General features: G+C 53.3%; 14 protein-coding genes. 6 read left to right on the top strand and 8 right to left on the bottom strand.

Translation table 11 applies throughout. The annotated features are described in order from the left end of the window. Positions 1–10: 10 nt before the first annotated feature. On the bottom strand, positions 11–1,114 hold the full coding sequence (gene rfbG, locus SH467x_RS01280; protein WP_482369506.1) for a CDP-glucose 4,6-dehydratase: 1,104 nt from the start codon (positions 1,112–1,114) through the stop codon (positions 11–13). Positions 1,115–1,283: 169 nt separating this feature from the next. On the opposite strand from rfbG, the gene SH467x_RS01275 reads away from it, so the two are divergent. Then, complete coding sequence (locus SH467x_RS01275; RefSeq protein ID WP_482369505.1) at positions 1,284–2,648, top strand: lipopolysaccharide biosynthesis protein; 1,365 nt, start codon at positions 1,284–1,286, stop codon at positions 2,646–2,648. Between the two features lie 9 nt (positions 2,649–2,657). Here SH467x_RS01275 and SH467x_RS01270 read toward each other — a convergent pair whose 3' ends face one another. From SH467x_RS01270 to SH467x_RS01260, 3 genes are all read right to left on the bottom strand, one after another. Next, positions 2,658–3,887, bottom strand: coding sequence for a heparan-alpha-glucosaminide N-acetyltransferase domain-containing protein (locus SH467x_RS01270; RefSeq protein ID WP_482369504.1), 1,230 nt, complete (start codon positions 3,885–3,887; stop codon positions 2,658–2,660). Continuing rightward, on the bottom strand, positions 3,884–4,303 hold the full coding sequence (locus tag SH467x_RS01265) for a hypothetical protein (RefSeq protein ID WP_482369503.1): 420 nt from the start codon (positions 4,301–4,303) through the stop codon (positions 3,884–3,886). Before SH467x_RS01265 ends, SH467x_RS01270 begins: the two co-directional genes overlap by 4 nt. Positions 4,304–4,383: 80 nt before the next feature. Next, positions 4,384–5,463, bottom strand: a complete 1,080-nt coding sequence (locus SH467x_RS01260) for a DUF1559 family PulG-like putative transporter (protein WP_482369502.1) — start codon at positions 5,461–5,463, stop codon at positions 4,384–4,386. 173 nt (positions 5,464–5,636) lie between these two features. On the opposite strand from SH467x_RS01260, the gene SH467x_RS01255 reads away from it, so the two are divergent. The 3 genes from SH467x_RS01255 (at position 5,637) to SH467x_RS01245 (ending at position 12,134) form a co-directional block, all read left to right on the top strand. Further along, positions 5,637–6,545, top strand: a complete 909-nt coding sequence (locus SH467x_RS01255) for a cupin domain-containing protein (protein ID WP_482369501.1) — start codon at positions 5,637–5,639, stop codon at positions 6,543–6,545. A gap of 108 nt (positions 6,546–6,653) precedes the next feature. After that, positions 6,654–7,973, top strand: coding sequence for a PQQ-binding-like beta-propeller repeat protein (locus SH467x_RS01250; protein ID WP_482369500.1), 1,320 nt, complete (start codon positions 6,654–6,656; stop codon positions 7,971–7,973). A gap of 138 nt (positions 7,974–8,111) precedes the next feature. Then, the gene (locus SH467x_RS01245) at positions 8,112–12,134 is read left to right on the top strand and encodes a PQQ-dependent sugar dehydrogenase (RefSeq protein ID WP_482369499.1); all 4,023 of its coding nucleotides are present in this window, start codon (positions 8,112–8,114) and stop codon (positions 12,132–12,134) included. Between the two features lie 64 nt (positions 12,135–12,198). On the opposite strand, the gene SH467x_RS01240 is transcribed toward SH467x_RS01245, so the two are convergent. From SH467x_RS01240 to SH467x_RS01225, 4 genes are all read right to left on the bottom strand, one after another. Next, positions 12,199–13,884 (bottom strand): GumC domain-containing protein, encoded by a 1,686-nt coding sequence (locus SH467x_RS01240; protein ID WP_482369498.1) that lies wholly within the window; start codon positions 13,882–13,884, stop codon positions 12,199–12,201. A 33-nt stretch (positions 13,885–13,917) separates the two neighbouring features. Beyond that, positions 13,918–15,270, bottom strand: a complete 1,353-nt coding sequence (locus tag SH467x_RS01235) for a methyl-accepting chemotaxis protein (RefSeq protein WP_482369497.1) — start codon at positions 15,268–15,270, stop codon at positions 13,918–13,920. Between the two features lie 184 nt (positions 15,271–15,454). Next, positions 15,455–16,246: a YciI family protein gene (locus tag SH467x_RS01230; RefSeq protein ID WP_482369496.1), complete on the bottom strand. Its 792-nt coding sequence runs from the start codon at positions 16,244–16,246 to the stop codon at positions 15,455–15,457. Positions 16,247–16,333: 87 nt separating this feature from the next. After that, positions 16,334–17,593: an RNA polymerase sigma factor gene (locus SH467x_RS01225; protein WP_482369495.1), complete on the bottom strand. Its 1,260-nt coding sequence runs from the start codon at positions 17,591–17,593 to the stop codon at positions 16,334–16,336. A gap of 177 nt (positions 17,594–17,770) precedes the next feature. Between SH467x_RS01225 and SH467x_RS01220 the strand changes: the two genes are divergently transcribed. Together SH467x_RS01220 and SH467x_RS01215 are read left to right on the top strand one after the other, a co-directional pair. Next, positions 17,771–21,148 (top strand): S41 family peptidase, encoded by a 3,378-nt coding sequence (locus SH467x_RS01220; protein WP_482369494.1) that lies wholly within the window; start codon positions 17,771–17,773, stop codon positions 21,146–21,148. After that, positions 21,148–22,023, top strand: a complete 876-nt coding sequence (locus SH467x_RS01215; RefSeq protein ID WP_482369493.1) for a lysophospholipase — start codon at positions 21,148–21,150, stop codon at positions 22,021–22,023. The genes SH467x_RS01220 and SH467x_RS01215 overlap by 1 nt, the downstream gene beginning before the upstream one ends. The last annotated feature ends 245 nt before the right edge of the window (positions 22,024–22,268 follow it).

Raw genomic sequence — 22,268 nt, 5'->3', positions numbered from 1 at the left:
TTTGGCTCCCTCAGCCGATTCCTTGCAATGCAACATCGCGCTCGAACTCATTGATTTGTTCGAGGGATATACTGCGCGTCGAGTGCGGTTTGTCTAGCCAATGCTTGTACCAAGCAGCCGTCATGCGAATGGTCTTGTCGATATCCCACGCCGGTTTCCAATCCAACTCCCAGAGAGCCTTGTCAATCGACAGTCGAAGGATTTCCGCTTCGCGATGTTGTGTGGGATCGGATCGATCCTGCCACTCGCCACTTCCCCATTCCGCTAAGAACTTCGAAACCACTTGGTGCACCGGAATTTCGCTTCCCGGCAGCGGGCCGATGTTCCAACCTGAACAAAACAATGGTTCAGGTCGGCTCAGCAATCGCGTTGCCAGGGTAAGGTATCCGTGCAGCGCCTGTAGAACGTGTTGCCAAGGCCGAAACGCCGAGGGACTGCGAATCGGGATCGGTTTCTTCTCTGCAAGCGATTTGACCATGTCCACAATCAACGCGTGGTCGGTCCAGTCACCACCTCCGATCACATTGCCGGCTCGAGCCGATGCAATTCGAATACCATGTCGATCCAATTGCGACGGCGGGAAAAAGGAATCGCGGTAAGATCGGATGGCTAGTTCCGCGGCACCTTTGCTACCCCCATAGGGATCTCGCTCCCCCATCGGATCGCATTCGCGATATCCCCAGATTTGCTCCCGGTTCTCGTAGCACTTGTCGCTGGTGACCAAAACGGCCGAGCAAGGCCTCCCGATCGTGCGGATGGCTTCAAGCAGGCTCACCGTTCCCATCACGTTGGTGGAGAAGGTTTCTAACGGCTCGCTATACCCGGTTTTGACCACCGTCTGGGCTGCCAAATGGACGATGAGGTCGGGTTGGATCGATTGGATCGATTGACTCAAACGGTCGGTGTCGCGCACGTCCGCGATCTGGTGGTCCGCGAGGAGTGTTTCGATGGAGCTTTGGGAAAAGTGATTGGGGGATGTCGGCGGCGCGAGCGAATAGCCAAAGACGTTGGCTCCTAAGTGGTGCAGCCAAAGGCATAGCCAGCTACCTTTGAACCCTGTATGGCCTGTGATGAACACATTTTTTCCACGGAAAACATCCCCAAACATATCCATCCTTCGTTGAAATGCGATGCGTGCCTGCGCTCTGGAAATCCTCCGCAATCCGCCTCGCTTGGAGAGTGTGAGAGAGGAGGATTGATCGCCGGAAAGGGACGGAACGCTATTCCCATCATGGCACGGTTCAAGCAAACTAGGCGTTCCAGTTTAGTTCGCCGGGATCCAAATGACCACAATTGACCAACCCAATATTCCATTGCGATCCCCCCTGTTCGGGCGAACAACGGTTATCGTGATTCTTTCGCTTTTCGATCAACTCAGTATCAGCGGCACAAGATTCGTCACAACCGTCCTTTTGGCACGGGTTGCCGGCAAAGGGGAATTGGGCCTTTTCTCTATCGCTTTTGGATTCTTGCTGGTCGCAACCTGTTTTCAAGAAGCCTTGCTGAGCAGTCCTTTTTCGCTCTTTATTCATAAGCGTCTTGGGCAGAGCAAATCGCAATATCAAGGAAGTGTTTTGCTGATGTTCTTCGGCATCGCTGCGCTGTCCTTCGCCGCGATGGGGGCTTTGTGGGGGGTGGGGTTATGGGGATTGAAGGGGATGTGGTTGGAAGGCCCGAATCGCTGGGCCGACGAGAATCTACTGAACGTCCTCGGGCTGCTTGCGATCTCAACTCCTTTTGTGCTGCTCCGGGAATTCGCGAGGCGGATCGAAATCGCAAGGTTGCGAGTCCATTACGCATTCGCGATCGATGCGATTGCGTCACTTTTGCAATTGCTCTTCATCGGAGGCCTTTTGCGATTGGATGGGCTGAATGCGCAAACCGTTTACGTTGCGATGGCGGTCAGTTCCGCAATACCTGCCATCGCATGGATCCTGCTGTCCTACGGTGATTGGTCTGTCTCGAAAGAAGGACTTGCCAAGGAAGTCAAGTTGCATTGGGATCTAGCAAAGTGGCCGTTGCTGGCGCAAATCATTGGGTTGATTCACTTGCAGGGAACGTTATGGGTTCTTGGGGTAATGCTCGGGACGGAAGCCGCCGGGAAATTTGCTGCGTGCAATTACGTCCTCTTTGTCATCAACCCCATCGCCCTAGGGGCCTGTAGTTTCGTCATGCCGCTCGCAGCGAAGATGTTTACCGAACAAGGCGTTGGGGCCGCTCGTCAATTGATCGCGCGATTTATGCTCGGCATCAGTTTGCCTGTTGCGCTGGTGTGTGCCGTCGTCGCATGGCTCTCCGATTGGATCCTCGTCCAACTCTATAATGACCTGGATTATCAAGGCATGGGGTGGTTCATGGCGATTCTCGGCGCCAATATGACACTATCGGTCGCTCATATGATCAATGATCAAGGCGTTTGGGCGATCGAAAAACCCCGTTGGCTCTTTCAGTCCAATGCGATTACCGCAATCATCACCCTTGGCTTCGTCGCGCCTGCCATCGGGGGGTGGGGGCTGTATGGCGCCGCCTTGTGCATGCTCGCCGGCCGAGCGATAGGATTTTTTTACCAAGCGATCTTGTTCTTTACGTTCCCCATGGCGGTGCCTTCAAAAAACATCGCCTCGGACCATGCAACTGGACGGCTTTAGCAAGCAACTTCATACTCGAATGAAGACTCCTTGCTTCTCCAACGCGCGAAGGAATAGCCACGTAATCCCATAGAAGAGTGCTAATCCCAGGAGGGCATACCAAACGGGCGAGTCTTTAGGGAAGAAGGGTTGCACGGCGTTGCTTACCATGTCATGGAGGATGTACGCCATCAGGGCATTGACACCAAAGGTGCGAAACAAACCTGCGCTGAAGTGATAGCGATCGCAAACCACATAAAAGCCGACGAAAACCACGATAGAAAAACCAGCAGCAAAGGTTAGGTAGGAGAGAGTTCCGGCGCGCTGACTCATCATCCAATAATTCCACTTGCGATGCATCCCATCGGGGGGCTTTACAAACGGAGGCTCCGACAGCCATCCAGCCCAGCTGCTCGCTTTCATTTTGTTGGAGAGTTGATCCGCCGTCGGAAGAACAGGATGGCTCGCCAACTTTTCGGATATCACATTCTCCGGACCAAGGACTTCGACGTCATACAATCGTGTGCCACACGAGAAGAGGTACCCCATGAACATGAGCATGCATCCCCAAAGAAGTCCTCGGCGGATCGGAGTCGGAGGCGATTGGGATTTCAAGCTAGGGACGAACCAGTCGCAAACGATGGAACCTGCTATCGCGGGAATGGTCCAAGTTAAGAAACCGAGCGGCCCACCATCGATTGCATTCGGTGCGGTATTGCACCAGAGAAAATTGAACCAGTAAGAAAGCAGGACATGCAATAGTCCTGAGCCGATCGCCCAAGCGATGCGGATGGAATGGCTGGTATGGATGACCGGTACAATCCAAAGGGATGTGACGGCGATATGCGTTAGCGTTTGGAACCATTGTCGTTTTAGAGGTTCTGCGAGCGCTCCCCAAACGCCGATTTCGGTTAGCTTCTCCCAATTGGGAGCTCGGGCTCCCACGGTGTACACAACGAGCGAAACCAAGAGCAATCCCATCAGACGCCTGGCGATTCTCCCATAGGCAGACCACTCTCCTTTTTGTTCCATCCGCCGGCCGAACGTCAAGCGGAGCGAGAAGCCGACCGCAAAAAGAAAGTGCGGCATGATCGTATCGGCGTAACTGCAATAATCGTTCGTATGTTTTAGGACTTGGGGGCACGCTTGATAGCCGCCGAAGTAATTAACCAAAAGCATTCCGAGGACGGTGTACCCTCGGAATTGATCGAGCGAAACCAACCTCGCCGGTTTGACTCCTTCGTCCACATGGTTTGTCACTTGCGAGGCTCTGCCTTGATATCCATGTGGTTCGCTTGTCCTGCTTTCACTTCGAAGGAAAGAGGGGTGGTCGAGACATCGTAGTAACGAGAGTGAATACGAGGCTTTTTCCCATCTGATTTGTCGACCCAGTCTCCACTCTCACCCAGATAATCGTCTTTCATCGGCCACGTATCTCGGAGCATGACTTTGTGCTGCCCCAGAGCGGCCCCTTTTTTCGAACGATCATCGAGTTCGAGCGTGAAACTACCCGCCCCATCTGTTTTGCCGATCGAGCGAGGCCCTTCGACCGGCCAAAACTCGACATGGACCAGTTCGAGAGGCTTACCGTCCAATGTGATTGTTCCGGTAACTTCTGCGGTCGACAGAGACTCGCCGCATCCTACCATCCCTATCAAGCAGACCCACAGCAACATTGAAATCGACCTGTTTCGCACTGTATCACCCCGATTTTCGGTTGGAGTTCTCGCCATTCATTTAGGAAAAGTTCGAAGGATCAGTCTGGCATGGAAGCGACTTCGCCTCCGGCACGACTGCCGAGCGCATTGAAGGTGATCTGATCGATCGACTGCGAAACAAATCGAACCGAACCGTCGGCAACGGCAAATTGGGCACCCCCCGTGTGCATGCTTCCAAAAGCATTGATTCGATCATCATAACGGAGCGCGTCGAGGAATTCCGTACAGTTTCGGATTCGGAAATTGATCGGCACGCCCGTTCCGAGGAATGCATTTCCTTCTGCTCCGAACCATACCCAGTGCCAGTTTCCAATTTTGGTCGTCGTAGTTCCAGTTTCGGGACCACATCGATCAAAGACGGGATCAAAGTTCGCTCGCTCTCCCATTAGAATCGTGTTGCTGGAGCCATCGGTGGCGTCCTTGATACCATACTGAATATTACGCGTAAACAATCCATTGGATCTGGCGGTCATCATGGAACTTTTGCTACCGGCCGGACGGGGGACATCGTTGCCAGGTCCAAAGGGATTCCAAAGACTGGGACGAGTTGCATTGAATCCGGGATAGCCTCGTTGCCCCGCGCAAGCGTAATAGTCGGCGCGGGCATAAACACCGTTTCCGGTCGGTGAATGACTTTCGTTCCATTCGCTTCCTGGGTTGGACGGGCACCGAAGAGTCCCCGACAGTCGCTGCCCTACTGTGCTCGTTCCATTTGTTGGGTCAACCGTAGTTCCGTCTCCACCGTACATCGCTAGCGAAAGTCGGTTGTTGTTGAAAACGAGTTGATCCCAGTTGTTATAGAAAGCGTTTTGCTCGATGTAGGGGCAGAGTTGAAGCATGAGTGCATATCGTCTGTTCTGATTGGGAGTTCCCCACTCCGGGTGCCCCCAACCTGTACCATCAGCTCGAAGCATCCCGAATGGGAATTTTCGAAATGCGTCATGAAAGTTGTGATTTGCCAATGCCAGTTGCTTGAGATTGTTCGAGCACTGCATGCGTCTGGCTGCCTCTCTGGCAGCTTGAACAGCAGGCAGTAGTAGCCCGACTAAGATCCCGATGATCGCAATGACAACCAACAGTTCTACAAGCGTGAAGCCCGATACCCTTCGCCGTACCATGACCAACCTCCCAAATCCAATAGAGATTGAAGAACGAATGACAAGAAGCCTGGGTGAGAGCGAGTCCCGCTAGGCCCGGTTTATCGTTTATGATTCAACCGTACGTCTAAGTCGTTCAAAAACATACGGTAGACAATTTCGAACAAACGCTTGTGTGGAGCGATGATCTTTTCATGAAATATCCACCAAAGTCGCGGTCCCCACTTGAAAACCAGATATTGGGTTCTGAGCTCGGACTAACCGCAGTGAGGCGGCTTGCTTCGATCCATTCGCAAAGTGCTTCTCGAATCTCTTGGCATCAACATGATTGCTACGAGATACTCTTGCTGGCAGATGGCTCCACGACATACGAATTTCGGAACGGAGACCATGCGGTTCTATCGGGTGGGCAATTCCTCGTTATCCCACCCTGGATTGATCATCGGGGAGTGAATGATGTTCGAAGTCCGGTTCGGCTTACCGGAGTCATGTTGGATACACAAGCGAGGAATGCGTCGAGGTTGACTCCGTTTGATGCGAAGGAGTTTCGAGAAATCAGTCGAACGATTCATTCAAGTTCCATTGAAACACGCAAGATGGGGATGATCATGCGCAACATCGTTCGCGGCCTATCGGATGATTTTCAAAATGTGAGAGAGAATAACCAACACGCATTACCGTTGCTTCGCATTCGAGTATGCCAGTTGTTGATTGAGGTGGCGAAACAACTCAAGTCGCCCCAAGCGAGCGGCTCGAAGCAACTTGTCGAGGTAGCGATTGAATACATGCGAAGCCACCTATTCGAATCCCGATCGATTGAAGATGTAGCATTCCGAGCCGGCTGCAGTCGCGCTAGACTATTCGCCGTGTTCAAGGAAGAGACGGGGATGACTCCAAACGATTACTGGCAACGCTTGCGAATCGAGTCATCCCAGCAGTTGCTCCGTTCGACGGAGAAATCGATTACGGAGATTGCAATCCACTGCGGCTTCTCCACCAGCCAATATTTTAGTAGCGTTTTCAGGAAGTACGTTGGAACTACTCCCAAGGAGTATCGAAACGCATCGCATGATCTGCCAACCCCATGGGAAGATTCTCGCTAGGAATCAGCTATACTGCTTTGTGCAGCGGATCGTCTCAATGTGGAAGCGATGCGCGGGCGTGAACGTTTCGTCTGCAATGTCGAAACCTACCTTCTTGATTTCAAAACCATGAAACGAATCTTTGGATTGATTGCGGGACTTTTCGCTTCTTCGGGCTTCCAAGTGCACGCGGAGGATTGGCCCCATTGGATGGGCCCCAATCGAGATAACGTTTGGGCCGTCTCCAACCCACCAACATCGTTCCCTGCCGCCGGCCTTCCGCCGCGTTGGCAAGCATCGGTTGCAGGGGGCTATGCTGGTCCTGCCGTCGTCGGCTCCAAAGTGTACGTGACCGATTTTGTTTCCGATTCGAATGTGAAGGTGGACAATTTTGGACGGAGATCCTTTGCGGGTACGGAACGAGTCCTCTGTCTCGACAACGCGACGGGCAAGGTGAGTTGGAAGCAAGAGTATCCGGTCACCTATACAATCTCCTATCCAGCTGGACCTCGATGCACACCTGTCGTCGATGGAGAACATGTATATACGTTGGGGGCCGAAGGGGACCTCTATTGTTTCGATACCGCGACCGGCCAAGTGGTCTGGAACAAGAATCTCAAGAAGGCGTACAACACCGATTCCCCCCTGTGGGGATACGCTGCTCACCCTCTGGTAGTGGGCGATCTCCTGTACACCTTGGCCGGGGGAGAAGGCTCTCATGTGGTTTGCTTGAACAAAAAGACCGGCGAAGAAGTTTGGCGATCGGTCACAGGTAAAGAACAGGGATATGTTCCTCCCTCGATCATCGAAGCAGGTGGAGCGAAACAATTGATTGTCCCCAGCGCGTCGGCGATCACTGCCGTGGACCCCGCAACGGGAAAGGAATATTGGAGTTTCCCCTATGAGGCCAGCAATGGCTCCATCATTATGACTCCGGTCACCTCCGGTCCATATTTGTTCATCGGTGGCTATTCTCGCAAAAACCTTTTGCTGAAGCTCGACTCGCAAAAGCCAACTGCAAGCAAAGTCTGGCAAGATGTGGCGAAGAAAGCGATTTCTCCCGTCAATGTGCAACCGATGGTCATCGATGGCATCGTCTACGGATTCGACGAAACCGGGGAGTTGCTCGCATTCGAAATCGAATCAGGAAAGAGGCTTTGGGAGACGAGCAAGCCTGTGAGCCCTCGACCTGTTCAAAGTGGAACGGCCTTTCTTGTTCGAACGGAAAAGAACTTCGTCCTCTTCAATGACTCAGGAGAGCTGATCTTGGCGAACATTTCCCCTAAAGGCTACGAAGAGTTAGCACGTACCAAGATCATTGAACCGACGAACAATGCCTTCGGAAGGGATGTCGTTTGGTGTGCACCGGCGTTCGCCAATGGCTCTATCTACGTTCGCAACGACGAGAAGCTTCTCTGTATCCCCTTGACGAGCTCTGCTAGCAAATAATTCTGCGGATAGTTTTATTGCTAGCGTCAATTTCCGTATTGTTCTGGAATATTGGCTTGCTCTATTCTGCCAGTTCGACTTCCTGTGGACCGTTTCGTTTCGCTCCACAGGAGCAGACATTCCAAGGATGGAAGCAAGATGTTCAGAGAATCACGACCAAACTGTTACGGGACGTTGCGAACGATCCCAGCTGCGGCGCTCTTGATAGCGATGTTTTCATCGGTCTCACCGGCCCTCGCTCAGTTTCAAATACCGGGGCTCAAACGCCCCACTTCCGCGCCGACCGCTTCAAACTCGGCTGCGCCGTCCAATGTCCCGCCATCGCCGAATGCAAAAACGGAGAGAGAGCCGATTTGGGCTGCCAATTCGAACGGGCGAGGGGATGCATACTTTCGAAAGGAATTGGATCTCCCCGCCATCGAGCGCGCGCACATTGAGTTCGAAGCATCCCAGTCGTGCGAGATTTTCCTCAATGGTCTTCGAATCGCGTCGGCAAAGACGCCGGGACAGCTTGAGAAGATCGATGTCACGGCGACAGCTCGACCGGGAAAAAACATCATCGCGATTCGGGCCAGTCACCGAGTGCCATCACAGCCCTCTCTATCGTTCGCTTTCTTCTTCAAACCTGTCAACCAGAAATGGCGAATTGTCGTCAGCGATTCCCAGTGGAAAGCGACCAATACCGCATCGCAGGGATGGCAATTGCTTCGCTACGACGATTCGAAATGGCCGCTTGCACTTTCGCGATACGACGAAACCGATTCCGAGAATTCTGCAAACCAGTTAGTCGATTCCGAGCCCGTTGATTCGAAATCCTCGACGAAAGCCGCACCCCAGCCATTCGCTCCATCGGATGAACCCAAGGCTGTTGATTCCAAATCCAACCCAATCAAGGCTTCATTGGCTGATTACGATTCTTCGAAGGGACCGCCCCCTCCCGAGCGATTCACGACCAAGCCTGGCTTCTCGGTAAAAGAGATCTTCGGGAACAAGGAGGTAGGTTCGATCGTTGCGATGACCTTCAATGAATTCGGTCATATCATTGCATCGCAGGAGGGTGGCCCTCTCTTGCTGCTTTACGACTCGAATAAAGATGGTTCCTACGACAAATCGAGAGTTTACTGCGAGCTGGTGAAGAACATCCAAGGTGTCTTGGCTCTCAACGGGGACGTTTATGTCACGGGTGATGGCTCCGAAGGCTCTGGCTTGTACCGACTAATCGACAGCGACCGAAACGGCGAGCTTGAAAAAGCAGAACTGTTGATGGCCTTCAAGGGTGTTGCGGGGGAGCATGGTCCACATCAAATGACGTTCGGACCGGATGGCTCGATTTATTTAGTCGTTGGAAATCATTCACAACTGGATGCACCTTGGCCTGAAGAGAGTACCTATACCAAGCCGTATGAAGGGGATTTGGTGCAACCTCGCTTCGAAGATCCAGGTGGGCATGCCGAAGGAGTCAAGGCTCCCGGTGGCACGGTTTTGCGATATGACCTGCTGGCGAAGAAAACCACCATCATCGCTGGGGGGCTTCGAAATGCCTACGACTTGGCATTTCATCCCTATGGCGGACTCTATGTCCATGACTCCGATATGGAAGCTGATATCGGTGCGGTCTGGCATCGGGACACCAGTCTGTTTCGCGTTGTCGAAGGGGGAGAGTACGGTTGGCGAAGCGGGTGGGCAAACTGGCCCGAATACTATTTAGACCGATTGCCTGCCATTGCCTCGTCCGGGAGAGGTTCACCGACCGGAATGGCGTTTTACAATCACTTTAAATACCCAAGTCGATTTCACCGTTCGTTGTTCTTAGCGGACTGGTCTGAAGGGCGAATTCTCCTGTACAACGTCGAACAGGATCCTAGCAAAGCCAAGATGGAAGAGTTCGTATCGGGCACTCCGATGAACGTAACCGACCTAGAAGTCGGACCGGACGGTTGGCTCTACTTCTGTACCGGAGGTCGAGGGACCGACGGGGGCATTTATTGTGTGCAATGGAATGGCGAAATACCCCGCCAGGTCGCCGATTTGGGTGAAGGGATCACCAAAGCCGTTCGACTCCCTCAACTTCATTCTGCATTCGGCCGTCAAGCGGCGGCATTGACGAAAAAGGAAATTGGAGACGAGTGGGGAGAATTGGTCGCGGGCGTAGCCTACAGCAGCGACAATCCAGCTCGTTACCGCATACAAGCCCTTGATTTGATGCAGATGTTAGGGCCGGTCCCGACGCCGGAGATGCTGATCGAGCTCAGCAATTCTACCAGCGAACCCTTCCGCGCACGATGTGTGCAATTGATGGGACTTCATTCAGACAGCTTGGTCGCCGAGCGACTCGTCGAATTGCTTGCGGATCCGTCGAGTTCAGTTCGACAAGCCGCATGCGAATCCATTCTTCGGATTGGCGTGATCTGTGATCCCGCGGCATTGATGAAGATGTTGCAAAGCGAAAGCCGTGACGAACGTTTTCTCGCGCGTCGCGTCCTCGCGCTCATTCCCAGTTCCGATTGGAAGGATGAGTTCCTCGCGAGCGCCTCGAATCGACTGGTCATCAATGCATCGCTCGTTTTGATCGCTAACCAGCCTACGAAAGAAAACGCGGATGCCGTTTTCGATGCGATGAGTCGAGCGAGCGAAGGTTTTGTGAGCGACGCCGACTTCGTCGATCTGCTTCGCGTCATGCAAATCGCATTGCATCGATCCGATTTGGACGCGGGTTCGTTATCGAAGTGGACGGCGTTTGTCGAACGCGAGTTCCCTGCAGGGAACGGAACCATCAATGCCGAGTTGATTCGACTTGGAACCTATTTGAAATGCGATCTAGTCGCTCCGGCCATCAAGTATCTGCAGACGGATACCAGTATGCCGGAAAGAGTTCTGATCGCGATGCATCTTCCGATGATGAAGCATGAGTGGACGTCCAAAGAACGTATGGCCATGCTGCAGTTTTTGGAATCTGCCCAAAAGATTGACGGCGGTGGCTCCTATCAGCTTTATGTGATGAGGACATCCCACGCGCTTTCGGATTTCTTAACGGAAGAAGAATCGCTTCGAATTCTTAGTCTGGGCGAACAGTACCCGAACGCAGCTCTGGCTGCCCTCCTAAAATTGCCCTCGGATTTGGATGCGGCTACGATCGATCAGTTAGTAAAGCTGGATACTCAAATCGATCGAGGCGGACTCGAGGAAGATGTGTTCAAGCGATTGAAGACCGGCATCACCGCGATACTCTCGGGACAATCGAGCGAGGTAGCCCAGGAACATCTTCGCGATCGCTGGAGAAAGAGCCCGGATCGACGCGCGACCATCGCACTTGCCATGGCACAAAAGCCAGACGAAAAGAATTGGGATTACTTGGTGCGTAGCATCGGGATTTTGGATCTCTTCGCCATTCCCGATGTCTGTGGGGCACTGGTGAAAATCGACATTGCGACGGATGAGTCCGACGCGATTCGGCAAGTGATCTTGCAAGGTTGTCGACTGGCTGAAGCTGGTCAAAGTACCAAGCCTATCGTGGACCTCCTACAGTATTGGACGGGCGAACCGATCGCCGCTTCTACCGAAAAGCAATCGGCATCGATGGCCAATTGGCAGCGTTGGTACGAGGTCCACTATCCGGATAAACCACCCGCGACCTTGCCAGGAGAATCGGAGCGGCCTCGCTGGTCCATGGAGTTCCTTGAGCAATTCTTGAGCGGAGACCAAGGCAAAGCGGGGGTCAGCGACAATGGAGCGTTGGTGTTCAATAAGGCCCAGTGCGCGTCCTGCCATAAAATGAATGGCAAGGGTACGGGCTTTGGACCCGATTTGAGCAGTATCTCGAAGCGATTCACCAAAAGTGAGTTTCTGGAATCGACGCTGTATCCATCCCACGTGATCAGCGATCAATACGCGACGAAGAAGGTGCTCACGACTTCGGGAGAAGTACTCGTTGGGATCCTCGTGAAGACGCCAAGCGGTTACTTGGTGCGAGTCAATCAGGACAAAGAGGTAACCGTAAACGAGTCGGAAATCGAAGAGATCTTACCGAGCAAAGTTTCGGTCATGCCATCAGGTCTGCTCGATAACCTAACACCATCGGAAATTCGTGATCTCCTCTGCTTTCTTGGCTATGTTCCAACCATCCAGATTGCTGAGGAGAAACCTGCTGCTTTGAGACGCTAGTTCGGGATTCGAGTTCCGACTAGATCCAAGTGTTTGGTCGACCAACAACCCGGACAGGATTCGCTTAGAGTTTGGTCGGCCGCGGTTTGGTCCAACCATAGCGCTGGAGAATTTCCGTGTCCGCGCTGTTCCCTTGAGACTGAAGAAGCGTCTTCAGTTCTTGAACTTTGCTTTGAACCGCATCTTCCTCCTCAGGTGTTACAGGCAACGTCCCTTTCAACTTCGCTAATTCGCGAATCGCATCGTCAATCTTCTCCGAGGTGACGATCGGCGGTGTCAGCGGCATATCGGCAGCGGCGGTCGCTACTTGCTTCGGCTCTTCGCTATCCACCGCGCGTCGTCCGGTGATTCGGTCGACAGCGCGTCGTCCGTAGTTGGGACCGAAATCGATCGGTGTGATGGCGAATACAATCCCAAGACCAAAGACGAGACCTGCGATGGCGCACATTCCAGAGAGGGTTGTCTTCCCCGGCCCAATGGGTTTGTCGCTTACGATCGGTGCGTCCAAACGCGTAAGCAAACTAGTTGCAAGAGAGGAATCCCGGGCGGCTTGAGCTTCTGCAAGCTCTCGTTCCGCGGACTCAACAATGGCGGTTCGCGATTTGACCTCGGAGATTAGATTCGCGTAATGAGCTCGGTCCTTTGCCAAGTTCTGCAATCGATGTTCGATACTCTTCTTCTGCTCTTGAAGTCGGTCCAGACGCCTGTCGTGCAAGGCGATATCGGAGTCGATGCTGGAGAAAGACGCTCGGAGCTCTTCTTGAAATCGCTCCATGATGGAATCTTGCGCCGAACGGGATGCGATGACGGCGGGATGTTCCTCCGTGAATTTCCCCCGTATGTTTGCATCCGCGATTTGAGCGTCAACAAGCCCCTCTCGCAATCGCTTTAGGCCAGGGTGCGAATGGAGGAAACTCGCAGGCGCCACGACGAAACTAGACGGATCTCGGCTTGCCTTCTCGAGCATTTCGCGATCGGACAGAAGAGATTGCCGAGCGGTTTCGATCTGCCGGATTTCGTTTTTGATTTGCTCCAGTTCCACCTTGGAAGTAGCGCCAGAGCCTACGGAGTCGGTCATGCCGCGAAGGTCGGCCAAATCCGCTCCCGCCCGCTGCTCAATCTCATTCAAATCTCGGGTGTATTGGATCAAGGCGGAACGTGCAGCATCGCGAGCGAAAGCGAGTTCATCGATCACACTGTCCGCTCTTAACTTTCGAAGCTGCTGTAATCGAGATTCCAACGCATCGCACACAGCTCGGTTTAGCTGGAGGGCATGCTCCGTCGTCGAAGCCTTGATGTCCAAATAGATAACTTCCGTTGCTCCGAATTCGACCCCTTTTGGAGCATGAATAAGGATCGCCTGCTTCGCGGTTTCCTCGACCAAGTCATTGCTAGGGTATTCTCCGTCGAAGTCGGACATCCCGAACCAGTTCACGAGCGTGGGAGGCTTTCCGACAACTAGCAGAGCATCGCGGACAACTTGATGACTCTTCGCCATTTCGAGAATGGTTTCCTGCGCCGCCTTCATCTCCGCTTGGCTTTGAAAACGTCCAAGCCGCATGACGGCGCCGTTCGCTTCATCCCGTACCAGCAATGCCTGCGATGCGATATACGTATCCGACTTGAGAAAGAACGCATAGGTAACCCCCATCGCAGCGAAAAGGAAGGTGGTTAAAATCCAAAGTGGTGACCAAACCAAAACACCGCGCAGCAGGGCTCGCAAGGCGGGATTCGAAACCAATGCGCTCATAGTGGTTCGGTTCACTTCCGATATTTGGGGCAACTAGGTCGTACTCAGCTCTCGCAACTCGTCCGCGGTGTGACTGATCGATCGCATGGTGACCGACTGCTCTTCGATCGCTGCTGCAATCTGCGACATGCTCGCGCTGACCTCCGAGATACTCTTGGAGATACCATCGGTTGAATGGACTACTTCCTGAATGTTTCGTTGGATTTCTCCAACTGTAGAAGCTATATCCTTCGTAGCGTTACCTGTTTGCTTGGCGAGCTCTTTGACGGCGCTCGCTACCACCGCAAATCCGCGCCCCGCTTCTCCAGCCCTGGCCGATTCAATCGTCGCATTCAGCGCGAGCAGGTTGGTTTGATCCGCTAACTCTTGGATCACTTCAATGACTTTCCCGATGATTCTGCTTGAATCGTCAAGGCGATTGACAACTATTTTCGTGTTGTCGGTGAGTCCCTTCGCTTCTTGCGATAAGGTCGCTGTACGGTTGACGCCATGCGAGATCTCATTGATTGTCTGAGTGAATTGAGAGGTATTGTCCGAGATAACTTCACTGATCTCATTGGCTTTGACGCGCCGCATCGCAGCGGACGTAACGTCCACTGCATATTTTATGACGCGCATCACTCGGCCACGGCTATCGAACATGGGATTGTAGGAAGCCTGAATCCAAACTGGCTTCCCGGTTTTTGTGAAGCGTTTGAATTCACCTGCTTGGAAGTCGCCGCGTCGCAAGGCGTGCCAGAACTCGGTATAAGCGGACGTGTGATGCTCCGCTGGGTCGACAAAAATGCGGTGGTGCTTCCCTTGAATCTCCGACAGACTGTACTGCATCGCTTGCAGAAAGTTGTCGTTGGCGCGCAGGATCGTCCCGTCCAAGTCGAATTCGATAATGGCAAAAGAACGACTGGCTGCTTCGATTTGGCTACCCAATTCGGCTTCGCGAAGTTTCTGGTCCGTGATATCACAGCCCAGCTTGACGATGCGATCGATGATCCCATCCTGATTCCGGATGGGATTGTAAGTCGCTCGAATCCAAACCTCACGCCCTCCCTTTGCCTGCCTGCAGAATTGCCCTTCGAAATGCTCTCCGGATGAGAGTCGATGCCAAAATGTTCGATAGTCATTGCTTCGCGCAAAGTCGCTATCAACAAAGATGCGATGATGCTGCCCGATGATCTCGCTGGACGTATAGCCCATCGTTTGTAGAAACTTGGAATTCGCCTCCTGGATGATACCTTCTGGAGAAAACTCGATCATCGCCGTCGAATTCGAGATGCCGTCGATCGTCGCTTGCAGTCGATTGCACTCCTCACGCAACCGCGACGCTTCGTGCGGTATGTTGGCCTGGGTAGAAGGAGAACCAGAGAAAAAGCTCGAGAGCGATGCCATAACGAAAACCCCACGATTAAATCTATCGACGCATTGGCAGGGGCAGCCATTCTTTTTGCTAACTGGAGTTGTCGGGCGTTGGCGCAGGATGCCTGAACCAAATGCCGAACTGCGGTTTAACGAAGTTTTTACGAGATGCTTCTACCGTTAAAAAAGGCGTTGTGAGTTTCAACGTCAAGATCCCTTAACCCTCTACAACCATGACCATCCATTCCACCCCGAATCGGTCGGTAACCATTCCGTAACACGGGGACCAAAAGGTTTTCGTAAGAGGCATGTCGATGGAACCTCCCTCGGCCAGTGCTACGAAGTAACGATGCGCGACGGCGGAGTTCGCAACGGTGAGCGCAAGCCGAAAGCCACGGAACTGCGAGGGCTCTTCGCACCCGTCCGATAGCATCAATGGTTTTCCGGCAATTGTCATCGAAGCGTGCATCACCTTGGTCTCAAAACCTGGTGGCAGCATCCCCTCCGGTACCGGATCGGGACTCTCTGAAAATCGCATCAGCATCTGCAACTCACCGTCCAGATGGGTGCGATAGTACTCAATCGCCTCTTCGCATCTTCCACCAAAAAACAGATAAGGTGTCAGTGTGGGTTGTTGCACGACAGGGGGCTGATTCTCGCCTCGCAAGTGCTCTAGATTGAAGAGCGGGCGGACTTCGACGGTTCCCCTCGACGCTGGCGGAAGTCGAGAGGCAATGGCGATTGCCTCGTCCAAATTCTCGACATCGATGATGTAGAAACCACCCAACTGCTCCCTCGTCTCTGCGAATGGCCCATCCATCAAGATCCGCTTGCCATGCCGAATTTGGACCGAAGTAGCGGTCGCCACCGATTCGAGAGGCGATGCGTCAATAAATTTTCCTTGCGAAGCCAGTTCGTCGCAAATCTTCATCGACTCCAACATGCAGGCTTCTCGTTCTTGGTCGTTCCAGCCGCCTTCCTCGCTATAAATCAACAACATGTACTTCATGGCGTACCCCCGTAATGAAAGAAAACTAGATTCCAGACAAACTTGGTCGAACCACACGGCGGTGATTCGACAAATCGCGCAAGGATTTCATCGACCTTTTTGCAAACCGGAGATCTCGTGTAGTCTCCGATCCAAGAATCGCCTCTCGGCGGTTTGGTTGCACAGTGCGATGGCTTTCTCGTAGCAAGCACGAGCCTGGTTCCAATCTCCCAGACGCCGATAGAGATCCGCACTCGCTGCATAGATCAAGTGGTAGTCGTTCAACTCCCCTGTGCTCATCAATTTTTCGATCATGGCCAAGCCGGTTTCCGGACCATCTCGCATCGCAACAGCAACTGCCCGGTTCAGTTCCACCACCGGCGACGGAGAGATTGCTTGCAGGATACCATACCAACGAATGATCTCCGACCATTTCGTCTCGCTGGCGTGCTTGGCTGTCGCATGAAACGAACCGATCCATGCGTGAGCTTGAAAAGGGCCAAGCTTTCGTTGCTGAGCGGCGAGCTGAATCCAAGCCAGTCCTTCTTGGATCAAGCGTTGGTCCCATTGCGATCGGTCTTGCTCCTCCAGTAGCACGATGTCACCTTCGGAATCGACCCGGGTTGCACGTCGGGATTCCTGCAACAACATGAGCGCGAGGAGTCCCATCGCTTCAGGATCGGGAAGCAGCTCTACAATCAAACGGCACAATCGAATCGCTTCCAGAGTTAGTTCACTCCGAACCGCTGTGTCGCCCCCGCTCGCGGAGTATCCTTCGTTGTAAACCAGATAAACTACCGACAGCACGGCATGTAATCTGTCAGGCAGCTCCTCTTCTGAAGGAATGTCGATGGGAATCCTGGCCGCTTGGATCTTCTTTTTTCCACGAACAATTCGCTGCGCCATAGTGGGAGTTGGGACGAGAAAGGCGCTTGCAATCTCTTCCGTCGTTAAGCCGCACACTTCTCGCAATGTCAACGACACTTGCACTTGGAAATCGATCGAAGGGTGGCAGCAAGCGAAAATGAGGCGGAGGCGATCGTCTTCGATATCGTGCTCCCCCCTTCCTTGATTCCACTGTTCAACGGTGTCTATTCGACGAGCAATTTGTTCCGCATGCTTGCTCAGCCTCCCTTTCACCCGCAGGAGGTCAATCGCCTTGAAACGACCGGTGGAAATGAGCCACGATACGGGATTGGCTGGTATGCCATGAATCCGCCATTGTTCTACTGCGATGGCAAACGCTTCGTGGGTTGCCTCTTCTGCCAAATCCCAATCGCCGAGTAACTTTGTCAATGTCGAATAAATCCTGCGAAAATCGCTGACAAACAGGGCTTCAACGAGGGCGGCGGGATCCGTGGTGGGCAAGCGGAGTTCTCCTCATGCGAAAGGGGAAGGTTTCTAGCTTCAAAAATTGCGTCGACGCACCCAATCATCGAACCGAAAGTCTTGCTATCGGCGACGGAATGAACCAATATAGAGCCTCCCTCCGATCCTCTCCAACACTGCTTTGCCATCCCCATCCTCGAGTTGGAAGATTATTCCATGCTGTTTTGCTCCCCTTTTGTTCGTTCTCGCATTCTTGTTTGGTCGCTCGCGGCGCTCTCACCAGCTTTCGTGGCACGTCTCGGTTTGGCCGATGAACCCGTAGCAATTCAAATGGCGACCGACCCAGCGTTGTCTCCCGATGGCAAAACACTAGCCTTTCGATGGGCTAACGAGATTTGGACGGTACCTACCACCGGGGGGAATGCGACTCGACTGACCAACCATCCTGCAGTCGATTCGCAGCCCAAGTTTTCGCCCGATGGATCGAAGATCGCGTTTGTTAGCGATCGCTCTGGATCCAACCAGATCCATGTCATGGACTCCCTGGGGGGCGTTCCGATCCAAAAAACATTTCATACCGAAGGCTACTCGATCGCCGACTGGTTTCCGGACGGGAAGAGCGTTTTGGCGATCGGTCAGCGCGACCACTACTGGCGAGCTGGTCAACGACTCCTGAGGGTCTCGCTGGAGGAGCGAAAAGCGGACCAACTTCTGCTAGACGATACCGCGAACTTTGCATCCCTATCTCACGACGGCACTCGAGTTCTATTCACTCGCGAGGGGGAACGTTGGTGGCGAAAGGGGTATCGTGGCGAACGCTCGTCTCAGATCTGGAGCCTGGATTTGGAGTCGAAGAAGACGGTGGAACTTCTTCATGAAGGAGTCGAGTGCATGTGGCCACTCTGGATGCCGAATGACGCAGGTTTCTACTTCACCAAAGGAGACAACTCGGGATTCGATCTGTGGCGATATCGTTTCCCCAAAGAGGAGGGGAAAGCACCTAAGCAAAAGCGAATAGCGGGCTTCGATCATGATTCGATCGTCAAACCCACGCTTTCACGAGATGGTTCAACCCTTGTCTTCCGCCATCTCTTTGATCTCTACTTGGTTTCGCCCCAACAAGACGATGCGCCTAAAAAGATCGAAATTCGCATCAACGCGGACACGGGACTTCGAGACGACAAACTTTTTGCAAGTCTTTCGAGGGCGGATGCGGTTGCTTTTTCCGAGGATGGACTGGATGTCGCGTTAGCGGCTGGCGGTGATCTCTGGGTGATGGATACCGAGTTGCGCGAGCCGATTCGCGCGACTACGACCGATGCGATCGAGGGTAATCCGCTCTTTGCAACGGATACGAAGACTCTCTACTTCACGAGAGCTGAAGGTGGCCAAGTCGATATTTGGAAGCTGGAGCCCAAGCAATCGGATCGATTCTGGTGGCAACAGAGCGCATTTGTCGAAACCAGATTGACGAACACTCCGGCGTCCGAGTCGAATCTCCAATTCACACCGGACGGGAAGAAGCTACTTTTTCAAAGCGGTCGGGGTGACCTCCATCTGATGGACTTGATGTCCAAAGAGGTCGTCACGCTGCTTCAAGGCTTTAGCGAGGTGGACTACTCGATTGCTCCCAACAGCAAGTGGATTGCTTATGCAACGCAAGACAACGATTTCAATAGCGAGATCTTTGTCATGCCGTTGGACAAATCGTCTGCGCCGGTCAACGTTTCCCGCCATCCGGATAACGATCGCAATCCCGTATTTTCTCCCGATGGCAAAGTATTAGCGTTCACGGGACGGCGTTATGCGGAGGAAACGGATGTTTTCTATGTCTATTTGCAAGAAGAATTCGATGAGAAGACGTCGCGCGATCGACGCTTGGAGAAAGCATTGGAGGCGATGAAGAAGCGAAAAGCGACCGACCCCAAACCCACGGAAAGCAAATCGGACGATTCAAATCAGGATGGAAAGAACGGTCCTGCGGCAGAGTCCAAAGAGGGTAAGAAAACCAAAGAAGAAAGTGAGTCGAAAGAGTTTCGCATCGATGTGGACAAGATCCATGAACGGATTCGGCGCATCAATCTTCCTGACACATCGGAGGGAAATTTGATCTTCTCACCTGACGGAAAGAAGCTGGCCTTTTCTGCTTCGGTGGAGAACAAGCCGGGATGGTACAGCGTCGAGTTTCCGGACAAATTGCAGCCCAAATTGATGAGCGCGACGACGCTGGCCAGCGCGCGATGGACCAAGGCATCCAATGCGATACTCGGGCACAATCGCGGTGTCCCTGCAAAACTGGATGGCGGCGAGAAGCTCACCGATTTCAACTTTAGCATTCGCCAAGAAAGATCGCGCTCCGGTCGCCTTCGAGAAGGCTTCAACGTTGCTTGGCAAACCATGGGCGAGCTGTGGTATGACCCAAAGATGGGTAACAAAAACTGGGATGAGATTCGACGCAAATACGAGCGAGCCGCCAGCCAAGCCTATGACGAATCGGGACTGGCCGAGATTGTGGAGCTCATGTTGGGGGAACTCAACGGCTCACACCTTGGGTTCACGCCCGGTACCGGGGTAACCGAACCGGGAGCGGAAGGGGAATCTGCGGAACGATCTCCGATCGTAACAGTGCACCTGGGAGTTCGCTTCGAAGAGGGCTTCCAAGGACCAGGGCTTCGAATCCGCGACGTTCTCCCCGGAGGACCTGCTGATTTGGAGACGAGCAAACTGAAGGCAGGTGACGTCATCACCATGATCGATGGCCAAAAGGTCGATCCCTCCATGGATCTCACGTCCGTTCTCAATGGGTTCGTCGATCGCAACATCGACTTAACCGTAGAGCGAAAAGGTGCTCAAGAAGCCATCGAAACCCTTTTCATTTCATTGCGACCTATTACCTACCGGCAAGCGAGAACGTTGCTCTATGACCAATGGATGGAACACAACCGCCAAATGGTCGAAAAGCTCTCTAGTGGGAAGCTCGGGTATCTCCATATTCGGGCCATGGACGCCAGTAGCTTTCTCGAGTTCGAACGCCAACTCTATAATGTTGGATATGGAAGAGAGGGGCTTGTGATCGATGTACGGGACAACGGCGGCGGTTCGACTACGGATCATTTGCTTACCGCACTGACACAGCCGCGTCACGCCATCACCGTTCCGCGAAATGGAGGGGAAGGGTACCCTCATGATCGCATGATCTACGCGACTTGGTCCAAACCCATCGTGGTCTTGTGCAACCAGAACAGCTATAGCAATGCGGAGATTTTCAGTCACGCGATCAAGGTATTGAAGCGAGGAAAAGTCGTCGGTGTTCAGACGGCGGGTGGAGTGGTCAGCACGGGCGTCGCTCGAGTCACGGATGTTGGCGTCTTGCGAGCACCGTTCCGAGGGTGGTTTTCTATCGAAAGCGGGCTGGATATGGAGTTGAACGGCGCGATGCCTGATATCGTCGTTTGGCCTTTGCCGGGAGAGCTTCCTGCCGGGATAGACAAACAACTGGAGAAGGGGATCGAGGTCCTGTTGGAGGAGGTCGCGGCGGTCAAGCCATTACCGAAACCAAAATACGCGACCGAGGCACTCCAAGGTAGTGAGTGATGACAATTCGATGCACCGATACGAAGTTTTCGCTTAGAGATGGTGCGTTCCTATATGGTCGCACTTGGGAGCCCGATATTTCGAGCGATCTCCAGTCATCGAGTGCTGGAAGATTGTTGTTGGTGCACGGGCTGGGCGAGCACAGTGGTCGCTATGACGCGTTGGCGAGGCGTTTAGCCGAGCATGGCTGGGACGTGTTCGCTTGGGATCATCGCGGTCACGGTTTATCGAGCGGAAAGCGAGGATCGGTTCCATCGGAAGATCAATTGTTGGCCGACATGGTGGAGTTGTTGGAGGGGACGGAACGCGGGGCGAGCACGACGAAGACAGTCCTTCTGGGACATAGCATGGGAGGGCTGCTTGTTGCCAGGTTCTTCGCGGAGGCGCTACGAGCGCCCGATTCGTCGTTTGGGCGATTGGCGGATCGGTTCCACTCGGCTGTGCTATCGTCCCCGGCGCTTCAGATTCGGTTGAATTGGATGGAGCGATTGCTGGTTCGAACATTGGGGGTGATCCATCCGACCTTTACGGTTTCGAATGGTCTCCGGCCGGACTGGATCTGTTCGCGATCGGATGTGGTAGAGGCATACCGACGAGACGCTCAAGTCCATTCCAGAATCTGTGGATACCTCGCTCGATTCATGTTGAACAGTGCAAGGATCGTGGAGGAGATGGAAGGGAGATGGGAGAAGCGAACGTTATGTCTTTATTCCTTGATCGACCGCTGCGTCGACCCGGCGGGAACGGCGCGATTTTGCGGATCGGCACCTGAAGGTGTCGTGCGTGCCTATGGATCGGATCGATTGTTACACGAAGTTCTCAACGAAGAGGACGTTGAGGTCGAGCGGCAGCTCATGCGGTTCTTGGCGGATTAGAGAGACAATCAAGAGCAAGGGTGTTTTATAACCACGGAACACACGGAACACACGGAAGGAAGGCCACACCCATTTCTTACACCCTTTCCGTGTATTCTGCGTGGTCCGTGTTTGGGAATCACCGTCTTGAATCAAGGCAGTGATCACTTGTCAGATTGGTTTGGACTTCATCATCAGCGACTTGAGCAAGCAGGAACACTAATCTCCACTCATTCGCACTAATCAAAAACCGCGACAATCTTGTT

It is taken from the genome of Brakhagea slesvicensis, assembly GCF_052161625.1.
Taxonomy (GTDB): domain Bacteria; phylum Planctomycetota; class Planctomycetia; order Pirellulales; family Pirellulaceae; genus JBKCUI01.
Note: the sequence above shows the minus strand (reverse complement) of the source record. Positions and strands in the feature narration are given on the sequence as shown.